The sequence below is a fragment of the Caballeronia sp. LZ034LL genome (genome assembly GCF_031451215.1).
In the GTDB taxonomy this organism is placed as follows: domain Bacteria; phylum Pseudomonadota; class Gammaproteobacteria; order Burkholderiales; family Burkholderiaceae; genus Caballeronia.
In genome coordinates this window covers 3,083,863-3,095,930 of the sequence record NZ_JARUXR010000001.1, presented here as the reverse complement: position 1 = coordinate 3,095,930, position 12,068 = coordinate 3,083,863, and the positions used below count along the sequence as shown (strand labels likewise).

Sequence of the window (12,068 nt, the reverse complement as noted above, 5' to 3'; positions counted from 1 at the left end):
GTGTAGGCATGGTGTAGGCAAATCCTAGGGCACCGGGTCAAATCCAGTCAATATGCCAAATGTGGCGAATCCCACATTTATTGTTATTTTTCAATTACTTATCCATACCGGTCAATCTCGATCCATCTCAATCCATGGCAAGTCGCTCGGACTCTTAATCCGTAGGTCGAGTGTTCGAGTCACTCACGCCCCACCACCCGATTCATGCAAAAGCCCAGTCCTCGTGACTGGGCTTTTTGCTTTGCGGGATCTGTCGAATCACCTACCTCACCGCCACCCAGATCTCCGTCACCAGGTCCGCCGGCGCGGTCTCTCTCGGGTCATTGAGATACACCTCGAACACCGGCGCATCGCCGGTTTCCCTGCCCGACTTCGGCAGCCACTCCCCATACAGCCACTGATACGCAAAACAAAGCTGCGCATACGGTCCGACATGCGTGAGCACCGCGAACTCGCCACCCGGAACCTCGACGCGCGACACGGGCGCCTCAAACCTCACCGCATCGGGTTCGAACAACTCGCAACATGCCATCGACCGCAAGTCCTCAGCCGGCACCGCTGAGGGATCATCGCAGTAAATCCCGAGCGACCTTGCCCGCGGATCGACGAGACCGCGTGTCGCCAGCCAGTGAAACAGCATCTCGAACGCGCGACCGATGCCCATGTAATCGCCCCGATGCCCGATCGCCGCGACACTGAATCCTTCCTGCGTACGAATATCGACCTGATGTTGTTGCATCGCTCCCTCCTCCGATCGGATTCCATCGATCGCTCCGAATATCGAAGCGCCGCCCTCGTTCCGGAACTGCCCCGGCGCCATCCGGTAACTTGCCTGAAACGCCCGCGAGAACGCCTGCGCGCTGCTGTATCCGGCCCGCGCGGCAATGGCATCGATCTGCGCCTCACCGTGCAGCAACTCGTTCGCCGCACGATGCAATCGCAAGCGCCGCACGGTCGCCGCCGCCGTCTCGCCATAGAATCCGTGATAGATCCGATGCCAGTGATACGGCGACAGGCACGCCACCTCGGCGAGACGATTGAGATCGAGTTCGTCGTCGAGATGATCGTGGATATAAGTCACCACGCGCGCGAGCCGTGCCTCATAAAGCTTCTCGCCCATGCCGTACTCCGGGATCAAGTCAGTTCGATGCTCAAAAAGTAGCACGACCCGCTTTAGCATTTCTTGCTGACTTTCCACGACGCCCCAAAAGCCCACGCCGCCCGCCTCGCCTCGCGAGACGCGTACACTTCCGTCTTTGAACGAAGCAATCACGCCGCCGAGCGCACACCGCGCCCGCGCGCGATGCAACAACGAGAACCATCGAACATGTTCACCTGCCGAAACCAGTCCTGCGAAGCACAGTGGGAGCCGTCGGACGTCGTCATCAAGAACGAAGGCCAAGGCCTCCTGTTCCGCTGCCCCATGTGCGGCGCGCGCAATTACGTCGCCCGTCATGAAGCGGCCGACGGCCAAGTCTCCTACGAACAACTTCGCGACGTCCCGCCCCACGGCGAGCGCTGATCGACATGACCACCGACACCTCATTCAGCAGCCTGCCGCTCACGCCCGCGATGCAGGCGAACCTGCAGCAGCTTGGCTATCAATCGATGACGCCGATCCAGGCCGCCAGCCTGCCGCCCGCGCTTGCTGGCCACGACCTCATCGCGCAGGCGAAGACCGGCAGCGGCAAGACCGCCGCGTTCACGCTGCCGCTGCTCGCCAAGCTCGATCCGAAGCAATTCGCCGTACAAGCCCTCGTGCTCTGTCCGACCCGCGAACTCGCCGACCAGGTCACGCAGGAAATCCGCCGTCTCGCGCGCGCCGAGGACAACGTGAAAGTGCTGACGCTCTGCGGCGGCACGCCGATGCGCCCGCAGATCGCGAGCCTCGAACACGGCGCGCATATTGCCGTCGGCACGCCGGGACGCATCATGGATCACCTCGGGCGCGGCACGCTCGCACTCGATGCCGTGCGCACCCTCGTGCTCGACGAAGCCGACCGCATGCTCGACATGGGCTTCTTCGACGACATCGCATCGGTCGCGCGTCAATGTCCGAAGGATCGCCAGACCTTGCTGTTCTCGGCGACCTATCCGGAAGGCATCGCCAAGCTAAGCCAGCAGTTCCTGCGCAATCCGCGCGAGATCAAGCTCGTCGAGCAACACAGCAACGCGAAGATCAAGCAGCGCTTCTATGAAGTCGCCGATCACGAACGCCTGCATGCCGTCGGCCTGTTGCTGGATCACTATCGCCCGGTCAGCACGCTCGCGTTCTGCAACACCAAGCAGCAATGCCGCGATCTGCTCGACGTCCTCCTCGCGCAAGGTTTCGAAGCGCTGACGCTGCACGGCGAACTCGAACAGCGCGAGCGCGATCAGGTGCTCGTGCAGTTCGCCAACCGCAGCTGCTCGGTGCTGGTTGCAACCGATGTCGCCGCGCGCGGTCTCGACATCGCCCAGCTCGAAGCGGTCATCAACGTCGATGTCACGCCGGATCCGGAAGTGCACGTGCATCGCATCGGCCGGACGGGACGGGCGGATCAGGAAGGCTGGGCGCTGTCGCTGGCGAGCATGGACGAGATGGGGCGCGTCGGGTCCATCGAACAGGCGCAACGCGCCGAGGTGGAGTGGCATCCGCTGGCCGAACTGACGTCGGCCGAGCCCGGGCATCTCAAGCCGCCGATGGCGACGCTTCAGATCCTCGGCGGCCGCAAGGACAAGATCCGTCCCGGCGACGTGCTCGGCGCTCTCACCGGCGAAGCGGGCTTCGACGGCAAGCAGATCGGCAAGATCAACGTGATGGACATGGTCACTTACGTGGCGATCGAACGCGACGTCGCCGACGACGCCGTGCGCCGGCTCGGCAACGGCAAGCTCAAGGGGCGCAAGGTGAAAGTGCGCCGCATGTAGTCGGGTTCAGACTTTCAGACTTTCTGCGAGGGACCGCCGGCGACGTGGTCCGGCTTGGAAGTCGGGTTCGCGGGATTGCGCGTCATCAGCCGCAGGCCGCTCGCGATACTGCCCGCGCCCGCGAAGGCCGCGCCCAGCGACAGCGCGAGCGTCGGTCCATGCTTGCCGGCAATGCTGAAGCACAAGGCGACGAGCGCCGCGCCCGTCGCCTGTCCGATCAGACGCGAGGTCGCGATCACGCCGCTTGCGCCGCCGCTGCGTTCACGCGGCGCACTCGACATGAACGCCTTCAGGTTCGGCGACTGAAAGAACCCGAAGCCCGCACCGCAGATGGCCATGCGGATGCAGATTTCCAGCACGTGCGGCTGTGCGGGCAGCATGGCCAGCGACACCATCCCCACGCACAGCAGCGCCAGCCCGATTCCGCCCAGCAAGCCTGGCGATTGCCGGTCGGACAGACGGCCGGCGATCGGCGCCATCAACGCGACCAGCGCGGACCACGGCGTCATCAGGAATCCGGTTTCGACCTGACTGCGGCCGAGCACGTTCTCGAAGAAAAACGGCAACGACACGAACGCGAGCCCCTGCGCGGCGAACGAACAGATGGCGGTCATCGTCGAGAGGGCGAACATGGGGCGGCGGAAGAGATCGACGGGCAGCATCGGCGCGGGATGACCGCGTTCGCGGCGCAACAGCAACACGCCCGCCACCAGCGTCACGCCGAACGATGCGAGCACGATCTGCGTCGGTGCGCGCTGCGACGCTTCGCCGAGCGCGAAGATCAGCGACGCGAATGTGATGACGTTGAGCAAGGCCGCCACGCGATCGAAGCCGTGCTCGGCACGTCTGGTCTGCGGCAACGACGGCCACGCGATCATCAGCGCGAACACGCCGACCGGCAGATTCACCGCGAACAGCCACGGCCAGGTGCCGAGCGAGAGCACGATGGACGCGACCGTCGGCCCGACGGCGAATGCGATGCCCACGACCAGCGCGTTCAGCCCGACGCCGCGCCCCAGCCGATGCGGCGGAAAGATGGCGCTGATGAGCGCGGCGTTGACGCTCATGATGGCGCTCGCGCCGAGCCCTTGCAGCAGGCGCGCGGCGACGAGCGTCGGCAGGGACCAGGAGAACGCGCACAACGCCGACGAGATCAGGAACAGCACCAGCCCGCCCAGGTACACACGACGATGCCCGAGAATGCCGCCGAGCGCGGCGAACGGCAGCAGCGTTGCGACCATCGCGAGCTGATACGCGTTGATGATCCAGACGGACGCGGCGGGCGTCGTATGCAGATCGGCGGCGATGGCGGGCAGCGCGGTGTTGGCGATGGCCGTATCGAGCGTCGCGAGCGCGACCGACAACAGGATCGCCGCCATGCCGCGCCGTTCGAGCGGGGTCATCGGGGCGTCGGGATCGTGGGGCAGGTCTTGGTCTTGAGGACGTTCTTCGGTGGGCACGGCGCTGAATCCGGATTAAGCGGAAGAGGAATAATCCGAAACGATACGGGATGGCGGCGGTTTTCGCTGAGGCAGGGATGGGGGGCTTTCAGATGGCTTTCCGGGGGTATGCTCGGGCGATGGCGCCTGCCAAGGGAGAACGAGAGATGGCGATTCGAATCGTGAGACTGGGAACGCCGCGCGCAGCGGATGAAGGCTTGCGTATCGGCACGGTGCGGAGGCCGCCGCGTGGAGTGCCCAAGGCGGAATTCGCGAAACGCGATTTCTATGACGTGTGGTATCCGGTGCTGTCACCGACGCAGGACCTGGTGACCGCGGCGCTTCATGCCGAGAGCGACAAGGAATGGCACGCGTTCGTGAGGAAGTTCAAGGCGGAAATGGCCGCGCCGGATGCGAGCAGGACGCTGGATCTGTTGGCCGCGCTGTCGCATCAGACGAACATGGCGCTGGGATGCTATTGCGAGGATGAGGCGCGGTGTCATCGCTCGGTGTTGCGGGAGTTGTTGACGGCACGAGGGGCGGAGGTGGTTTGAGCTTGGGCTTCAGAGCGGTCGCGCGCTGCCCTTGAACACCTGCTCTCGATGCCACTCGGCGAAGCTTCCCGCCGGGTGGTGTTCGGTGCGCACGGGCGCGTTTAATTGGCCGCCGTGGTGTCGGAGGAGAATCTCTTCGAAACTTCGGCCGCCGTGGGCTTTCTCGGACACCAGCACGCGCCGATGATCGCCGAGCGTGAAGGCGCCGATATCGAAGAGCTTGTGATGCAGGCAGCACAGCGCGATACCGTTTTCGACGACGTCCGGGCCGCTCGCCTGATGCCATTTGATGTGCGCCGCTTCGAGACCGATCGTGATGTTGCCGATGCGCAAGTCCAGATCGCATAGGGCGCATCGATATTGGTAGGCGGTGAGGACCGCTTCGCGGAATGCGGGGTCGCGGCGACGTTTCACTTCGGCGATGTCAGCTCCGTTCGTGGAAGCAGTTGAGTCATCGAGAGCAAGACCGATGGCATCAAGAATGTCGCTGTGGATGCTCTCCGGGAAATGAGCGGTGAGCAGTACGCGGGCAATCGTCGTGATTGCCTTTGGGTCGCTTTGCAGGAATGTCTGAACGTCGGGTGAGAAATGTCCGGTTGCGTCCAGGTTTCGCAGTTGCCCTTTGGTTAAATCGTTTTCACGCAGGATGTGCTCGCGATTCGCGCCGAGCGTGACCTCCCAGATCGCGTCATTCTTCAAGCGCACGAAGGGGGCCTCGGGATAAAGCGTGCGACGCTGAGGCGCAAATTCTCTTAAGAGCTCGCTCAGACGACTCTCGTATTCGCGAAAAGGTATGTCCTTTACGCCCTGCTGGAACAAGGCAAGCGCCATCAGAATCAGAAGCGGCTTGTGAGGCGCTCGCTCGCCATTGCGTCGCCAGATATTGAGGTTCTCGAAGCTTTGCAGAATTCCGGATGCGCCGATTGCGGTCATGGCTCAGACAATGTTCATCGACAAAGAAAAACCCGTGACGCATCGTGCGATCACGGGTTTGTGGGACCGGGAAAGGGTCTGCCTACCTACCCCTCAAACATCAATATTCCCCGCCCTCAACGCATTGCTTTCAATGAAGGCCCGGCGCGGCTCCACATCATCCCCCATGAGCGTGGTGAAGATCCCATCCGCGGCAATTGCGTCCTCGATCTGCACGCGCAACAAGCGACGCACATTCGGATCCATCGTCGTTTCCCACAGCTGCTCAGGATTCATCTCCCCCAAACCCTTATACCGCTGCTTCGAAACATTCCTCTCAGCATCCGCAATCAACCACTTCATCGCGCTCTTGAAGTCCGTCACAGCCATCGACCGCTCGCCGCGCTTGATCAACGCACCCTCGCCGATCAAGCCCTTGAACGTATCCGCCGTCGACACGAGCTGTTTGTAGTCCGCCGTCAACTGAAGGTCTTCATCAATCACCGACACCTTCACGTTCCCATGATGACGCCGCTTGATATGCAGCGACCGCAGCTCGCGCACCTGATCGTAGGCCGGCTCGACACTCACTTCCGGCTTCAACGGATCCGCCCGCAAGCGCGCTTCCAGACGCTTCGCCGAATCCTCCGCCGCCTCTTGCGACGACAGATCGATCACGACGCCATCCATCACCGACTCGAGCGACGCCGAATCGTAGATCCGGCTCAGCCGATCGACCACCGCCTGCGCCAGCAAATATGCCCGCGCCAGTTCCCCAAGCGCATCGCCGGCGATGGCATCGGCGCCTTCGGTCGGGATCAGTTCCGAGCCCTGCAAGGCCAGCTTGAGCATGTGCTGGTTCAGCTCGTGCGCGTCCTTCATGTAGCGCTCGTCCTTGCCCGCCTTGATCTTGTAGAGCGGCGGCTGCGCGATGTAGATGAACCCGCGCTCGACGATCTCCGGCATCTGCCGGTAGAAGAAGGTCAGCAGCAGCGTCCGGATGTGCGCGCCGTCCACGTCCGCATCGGTCATGATGATGATGCGGTGATAGCGCAGCTTGTCCAGGTTGTAGTCATCCTTGCCGATGCCGCACCCCAGCGCCGTCACCAGCGTCACGATCTGCTCGGACGAAAGCAGCTTGTCGAAGCGCGCCTTCTCCACATTCAGCACCTTGCCGCGCAACGGCAGGATTGCCTGGAACTTGCGGTCACGCCCCTGCTTCGCCGAGCCGCCCGCCGAGTCACCCTCGACGATATAAATTTCCGACTTCGCCGGATCCTTCTCCTGGCAATCGGCCAGCTTGCCCGGCAGCCCGATGCCGTCGAGCACGCCCTTGCGGCGCGTCATCTCGCGCGCCTTGCGGGCGGCATCGCGGGCGCGCGCGGCATCGACGATCTTGCTCGTGATGATCTTCGCGTCGTTCGGCGTTTCCTGCAGATAGTCCTCGAGCGCCTTCGCGACGATTTCCTCCACCGGCGCCCGCACTTCGGACGACACCAGCTTGTCCTTGGTCTGCGAGCTGAACTTCGGCTCGGGCACCTTCACCGAGAGCACGCACGACAGACCTTCGCGCATGTCGTCGCCGGTCGTCTCGACCTTGGCCTTCTTGGCGATCTCGTTGTCGACGATGTACTTGTTGATGACCCGCGTCATCGCCGCGCGCAGGCCGGTCAGGTGCGTGCCGCCGTCGCGCTGCGGAATGTTGTTGGTGAAGCAGAGGACGCTCTCGTTGAAGCTGTCATTCCACTGCATCGCCACTTCGACGGTCACGTTCTCGCGCTCGCCCACCGCATGGAAGACGTTCGGGTGCAGCACCTGCTTCGCCTTGTTGATGTACTCGACAAAGCCCTTCACGCCGCCGCCGAATGCAAAGTCATCTTCCTTGCCCGTGCGCTGATCCGTCAGGCGGATCCGCACGCCGTTGTTCAGGAACGAAAGCTCGCGCATGCGCTTGGCGAGAATGTCGTAGTGAAACTCGACATTGCCGAAGATCGTGGCATCCGCAAGAAAATGCACTTCGGTGCCGCGGTTCTCGGTGTCGCCGACCACCGGCATCGGCGAATACTGCACGCCGTTTTCCTCGACGATCTCGCGGTTCTGCACGAAGCCGCGTGCGAACTCCATGAAGTGCTTCTTGCCGTCGCGACGCACCGTGAGGCGCAGCCATTCGGACAGCGCGTTCACGCACGACACGCCCACGCCGTGCAGGCCGCCCGACACCTTGTAGCTGTTCTGATCGAACTTGCCGCCCGCGTGCAATTCCGTCATGACGATCTCGGCGGCGCTGCGCTTCGGATCGTGCTTGTCGTCGCGCTTCAGGCCGGTCGGCACGCCGCGGCCGTTGTCGGTCACCGAAATCGAATTGTCCGCATGGATCACGACGTGAATGTCGTCGCAATAGCCGGCGAGCGCTTCGTCGATGGAGTTGTCCAGCACTTCGAAAACGAGGTGATGCAGACCGGTGCCATCCGACGTATCGCCGATATACATGCCCGGCCGCTTGCGCACCGCCTCCAGACCCTCGAGGATCTGAATGGACGAGGCGCCGTAGCTGTTGTCGGGCGTGTTGTCGGGTTGCGAATTTGTGTTTTCAGTCATGGAATTTTCCGGTTCTGCTTCACTGCCTGGGTTACCGCTCGAACTTTTCTGAACACCATTAAAAACGCCAAAGGGGCGCGCCGCCCCTTGGAGTGTTCACCGTGAATGCGCGGGTCAGATGCGCATCGGCATCACCACGTACTTGAATTCCTCGTTCTCGGGAATCGTGATGAGCGCGCTGGAATTGGCGTCGCCGAGGCTGACCGTCAGCGTGTCGACCTTCAGGTTCGCGAGCACGTCGAGCAGGTACGTGACGTTGAAACCGATGTCGACGGTGTCGCCCTGATACGCAATCTCCAGTTCTTCCTGCGCCTCTTCCTGGTCAGCGTTCGTGGACATGATCTTGAGCTGGCCCGGCTCGACGAGGCAGCGCACGCCCTTGAACTTGTCGGAGGTCAGGATGGCCGCGCGCTGCAGCGAGCGCTGGAGTTCTTCACGGCCAATTTCGAAGGTGTTCTTGTGCGACTTCGGAATCACGCGCTGGAAGTCCGGGAACTTGCCCTCGACCAGCTTCGACACCAGTTCCACCTGGCCGAAGCTGAACTTCACCTGCGTGGCGGCGATGTCGATCTTCAGATCGTCGTCGATGTCTTCCAGCAGGCGCTGGAGTTCGAGAATGGTCTTGCGCGGAATGATGACTTCCTGGCGCGGGAACGAACCTTCGATCTTCATCGACGAGAACGCGAGACGGTGACCGTCCGTTGCGACCGCCATCAGCTGGTCGCCGTCCACCACCAGCAACATGCCGTTCAGATAGTAGCGGATGTCCTGCTGGGCCATCGCGAAATAGACCATGCCGAGCAGCTGGCGGAACGTCTTCTGCGGAACCGAAAGGCTCGCGCCGAAGTCAGTAGCCTGGTTGACGGTCGGGAATTCGTCGGCGGCGAGGGTCTGCAGCGCGAAACGGCTCTTGCCGGAACGCACGGTCAGGCGCTTGTCCGAAAGGTCGAGCACGACTTCACCGGAAGGCATGGCGCGCAGGATGTCCAGCAACTTGCGCGCGGCGACCGTGGTGGCGACCTGGTCGCTGCCGACGCCGAAGTCGGCGCGGGTCGTGATCTGGAGTTCGAGGTCGGTCGAAAGGAACGACACGTCGGCGCCGTTCTTGGTGATCAGCAGATTGGCGAGGATCGGCAACGTGTGGCGGCGTTCTACGATTCCGCTCACGGTTTGCAGCGGCCTTAGAAGATTATCTCGTTCGGTCTTGACCAGTTGCATAGAGTTCCTTCGTTGATGTATCGGCCCGTCCGCCGGTTTCGCCACCACTGGGTATGCCACCCTGACCGACGGACAACCTCGTAACCCGCGTTGCCGGCCCCCCGCCGGTCACTCGCGACAGCTTTGCGCCAAGCCGCCCAGGCCATGAGCGGCGAAACCTGTATTGTGCCTCAAAACGGCAGCGCTCCCTAAAAATGGGGGCCGTTTCGTCAAAAAACAGGCCCGCGCACGCAATATCTGACGCGTACGCCCGCAGCGCTCCGTCAATCGGCCGCTAGCCCTTCAAGGTCTGTTCGAGCACGTGCAGTTCGTGGTTCAACTGCGCGTCGGTGCTGCGCTCGGACCCGATCTTGCGCACGGCGTGCAGCACCGTCGTGTGATCGCGGCCGCCGAACAATTCGCCGATCTCGGGCAGGCTTTTCTGCGTCAGTTCCTTCGCGAGATACATCGCGATCTGGCGCGGGCGGGCAATGTTAGCCGGCCTTTTTTTCGAATACATGTCGGCGACCTTGATGTTGTAGAAGTCGGCCACCGTCTTCTGGATGTTCTCCACCGAGATCTGGCGGTTCTGCACCGTCAGCAGGTCCTTAAGCGCTTCCTTGGTCAGTTCGATAGTGATGTCGCGGCCATGGAACTTCGAGTACGCGAGGATCTTGCGCAGCGCGCCTTCGAGCTCGCGCACGTTCGAGCGCAGATGCTTGGCCACGAAGAACGCCACGTCCTCCGAGAGGCTCACGCCTTCCGACAGCGCCTTGCGCATCAAGATGGCGACGCGCATTTCCAGCTCGGGCGGCTCGATCGCCACCGTCAGGCCGGAGTCGAAGCGCGAGATCAGACGATCGTCGATGCCGGAGATTTCCTTCGGATACGTATCGCTCGTGATGATGACCTGCGCCTTGTTGGCGACCAGCGCCTCGAACGCGTAGAAGAACTCTTCCTGCGTACGCGACTTGCCGGAGAAGAACTGAATATCGTCGATCAGCAGCAGGTCGAGCGAGTGGTAATAGCGCTTGAAGTCATCGAAGGCCTTGCGCTGGTACGCCTTCACGACGTCCGAAACGTACTGCTCCGCGTGGATGTAGCGGATCCGGGCGCCGGCCTTGTCCATCAGCAACTGGTTGCCGATCGCGTGAATCAGGTGCGTCTTGCCGAGGCCCACGCCGCCATACAGGAACAGCGGGTTGTACGAGATGCCCGGATTGTCCGCGACCTGGATGGCCGCCGCGCGCGCGAGCTGGTTCGCCTTGCCGGTCACGAAGTTGTCGAAGGTCAGCACCGGGTTGAGCTTCGAACGCTCGTAGGCGGAATCGTTGTCACCGCCGGCCGGCGGAGCGCCGCCCGGACGCCACGTGCGACGGCCCGCGGCGGCTTCGTTGGCATCGAGGCTCGGAAGGTCGAGGTCGGCCGGGTCTTCGGGCGTCGCCTGCGCGTGCTGCGCGGCCTCGGCAGCGAGGGCGTTGATGTGCGCGGCCGCGTTGGCGTGCGCGACGACCGACGGCGCCGGCGGCACGGCCGCAGCTGGCGCCGGTGCGCGCGGCGCGGCGGGCGCGCTCGGCCGCGGTGCGGCGTTCGGACCGCCGCCGATGGCGTTGCGCGCGGTGGCCTTCGGGTCGAGGACGAACTGGACGTCGATGGGCGCGCTGAAGAAATCGCGCGCGACGTCGGTGATGCGTCCGGCGAACTGGCTTTTCACCCAGTCGAGCTTGAAACGATTGGGAGCGGCGATGCGCAATGTGCGCGCATCGGCATCGAATTCGACCGGGGTCAGCGGCTTGATCCACGTGACGTACTGCTGCGGCGTCAGTTCCCGGGCCAGCAGTGCGGAACAGTGTTCCCAGAAATCGTTCATCGAATGCGGTCGTTTTGGTTGCTCCGCGCACCTGAGGGCCGTGCTTGCCGAACGTTCGTCCGTTGACGGCAAGTCCCGGCACAGCCGAGCAGACGTGCTCCGGAGCCTTACGCCGCAAGGGTTTGCGGGCGGACAGCGAGCCGAAGCAGCGGGCGGATATTTGGGAGTAAGGCGAGATTCTAACGCCAAAAGAGACCGGCGCGCGAGTTATCCACAGGGACACATCAAGGTCCCGGAAGCATGAAAAAGCGGCCGGCGCGCGCCTCGCGTGCTGCTAACCTATTGACGGTCAAGTGAAAAGCAGTTTAAATAGCGGGTTCCGCGAAAACAGAATTCCTGAACCTCCGGCCATCGCGCTTGCAGTGACCACACTGGAGCCAAGCCCGCGCGGTCAATCAACTCAAGTGAGAGCACCATGAAACGTACTTACCAACCTTCCGTGACGCGCCGCAAGCGCACCCATGGCTTCCGCGTCCGCATGAAGACCGCGGGTGGCCGCAAGGTCATCAACGCTCGTCGCGCGAAGGGCCGCAAGCGCCTGGCAGTCTGAGTCTGCTGGCACTGCCGCAGATGGCCGCTCGCGGCGCT

The 12,068-nt window shown here is 62.9% G+C and carries 10 protein-coding genes; 4 read left to right on the top strand and 6 right to left on the bottom strand.

Going from position 1 to position 12,068, the window contains the following annotated elements; translation table 11 throughout:
• Window positions 1-262: 262 nt before the first annotated feature.
• Window positions 263-1,120, bottom strand: coding sequence for an AraC family transcriptional regulator (locus QCE83_RS14290; protein WP_309811775.1), 858 nt, complete (start codon window positions 1,118-1,120; stop codon window positions 263-265).
• A 207-nt stretch (window positions 1,121-1,327) separates the two neighbouring features.
• On the opposite strand from QCE83_RS14290, the gene QCE83_RS14285 reads away from it, so the two are divergent.
• Window positions 1,328-1,522: a hypothetical protein gene (locus QCE83_RS14285; RefSeq protein WP_309811225.1), complete on the top strand. Its 195-nt coding sequence runs from the start codon at window positions 1,328-1,330 to the stop codon at window positions 1,520-1,522.
• A 5-nt stretch (window positions 1,523-1,527) separates the two neighbouring features.
• Window positions 1,528-2,910, top strand: coding sequence for an ATP-dependent RNA helicase DbpA (dbpA, locus tag QCE83_RS14280; protein WP_309811223.1), 1,383 nt, complete (start codon window positions 1,528-1,530; stop codon window positions 2,908-2,910).
• A gap of 14 nt (window positions 2,911-2,924) precedes the next feature.
• On the opposite strand, the gene QCE83_RS14275 is transcribed toward dbpA, so the two are convergent.
• Window positions 2,925-4,313, bottom strand: coding sequence for an MFS transporter (locus tag QCE83_RS14275; protein WP_309811773.1), 1,389 nt, complete (start codon window positions 4,311-4,313; stop codon window positions 2,925-2,927).
• Between the two features lie 203 nt (window positions 4,314-4,516).
• Here QCE83_RS14275 and QCE83_RS14270 point away from each other — a divergent pair, with 203 nt between their 5' ends.
• Window positions 4,517-4,903 carry a DUF488 family protein gene (locus QCE83_RS14270; protein WP_309811220.1) on the top strand — a complete coding sequence of 129 codons (387 nt, stop codon included), beginning with the start codon at window positions 4,517-4,519 and terminating at the stop codon, window positions 4,901-4,903.
• Window positions 4,904-4,912: 9 nt separating this feature from the next.
• On the opposite strand, the gene QCE83_RS14265 is transcribed toward QCE83_RS14270, so the two are convergent.
• The 4 genes from QCE83_RS14265 to dnaA form a co-directional block, all read right to left on the bottom strand.
• Window positions 4,913-5,836 carry a phosphorothioated DNA-binding restriction endonuclease gene (locus QCE83_RS14265; RefSeq protein ID WP_309811219.1) on the bottom strand — a complete coding sequence of 308 codons (924 nt, stop codon included), beginning with the start codon at window positions 5,834-5,836 and terminating at the stop codon, window positions 4,913-4,915.
• A gap of 93 nt (window positions 5,837-5,929) precedes the next feature.
• Window positions 5,930-8,413: a DNA topoisomerase (ATP-hydrolyzing) subunit B gene (gene gyrB / locus QCE83_RS14260; protein WP_309811217.1), complete on the bottom strand. Its 2,484-nt coding sequence runs from the start codon at window positions 8,411-8,413 to the stop codon at window positions 5,930-5,932.
• A 114-nt stretch (window positions 8,414-8,527) separates the two neighbouring features.
• Window positions 8,528-9,631, bottom strand: a complete 1,104-nt coding sequence (gene dnaN / locus QCE83_RS14255) for a DNA polymerase III subunit beta (RefSeq protein ID WP_309811212.1) — start codon at window positions 9,629-9,631, stop codon at window positions 8,528-8,530.
• 274 nt (window positions 9,632-9,905) lie between these two features.
• Window positions 9,906-11,480: a chromosomal replication initiator protein DnaA gene (gene dnaA, locus QCE83_RS14250; RefSeq protein WP_309811209.1), complete on the bottom strand. Its 1,575-nt coding sequence runs from the start codon at window positions 11,478-11,480 to the stop codon at window positions 9,906-9,908.
• 415 nt (window positions 11,481-11,895) lie between these two features.
• On the opposite strand from dnaA, the gene rpmH reads away from it, so the two are divergent.
• The gene (gene rpmH / locus QCE83_RS14245; RefSeq protein ID WP_006998755.1) at window positions 11,896-12,030 is read left to right on the top strand and encodes a 50S ribosomal protein L34; all 135 of its coding nucleotides are present in this window, start codon (window positions 11,896-11,898) and stop codon (window positions 12,028-12,030) included.
• Window positions 12,031-12,068 lie beyond the last annotated feature (38 nt).

Coding starts and splice junctions, on each gene's coding strand:
- QCE83_RS14290 (WP_309811775.1), bottom strand. CDS start 1,120: ATGGGCGAGAAGCTTTATGAGGCACGGCTCGCGCGCGTGGTGACTTAT.
- QCE83_RS14285 (WP_309811225.1), top strand. CDS start 1,328: ATGTTCACCTGCCGAAACCAGTCCTGCGAAGCACAGTGGGAGCCGTCG.
- dbpA (WP_309811223.1), top strand. CDS start 1,528: ATGACCACCGACACCTCATTCAGCAGCCTGCCGCTCACGCCCGCGATG.
- QCE83_RS14275 (WP_309811773.1), bottom strand. CDS start 4,313: ATGACCCCGCTCGAACGGCGCGGCATGGCGGCGATCCTGTTGTCGGTC.
- QCE83_RS14270 (WP_309811220.1), top strand. CDS start 4,517: ATGGCGATTCGAATCGTGAGACTGGGAACGCCGCGCGCAGCGGATGAA.
- QCE83_RS14265 (WP_309811219.1), bottom strand. CDS start 5,836: ATGACCGCAATCGGCGCATCCGGAATTCTGCAAAGCTTCGAGAACCTC.
- gyrB (WP_309811217.1), bottom strand. CDS start 8,413: ATGACTGAAAACACAAATTCGCAACCCGACAACACGCCCGACAACAGC.
- dnaN (WP_309811212.1), bottom strand. CDS start 9,631: ATGCAACTGGTCAAGACCGAACGAGATAATCTTCTAAGGCCGCTGCAA.
- dnaA (WP_309811209.1), bottom strand. CDS start 11,480: ATGAACGATTTCTGGGAACACTGTTCCGCACTGCTGGCCCGGGAACTG.
- rpmH (WP_006998755.1), top strand. CDS start 11,896: ATGAAACGTACTTACCAACCTTCCGTGACGCGCCGCAAGCGCACCCAT.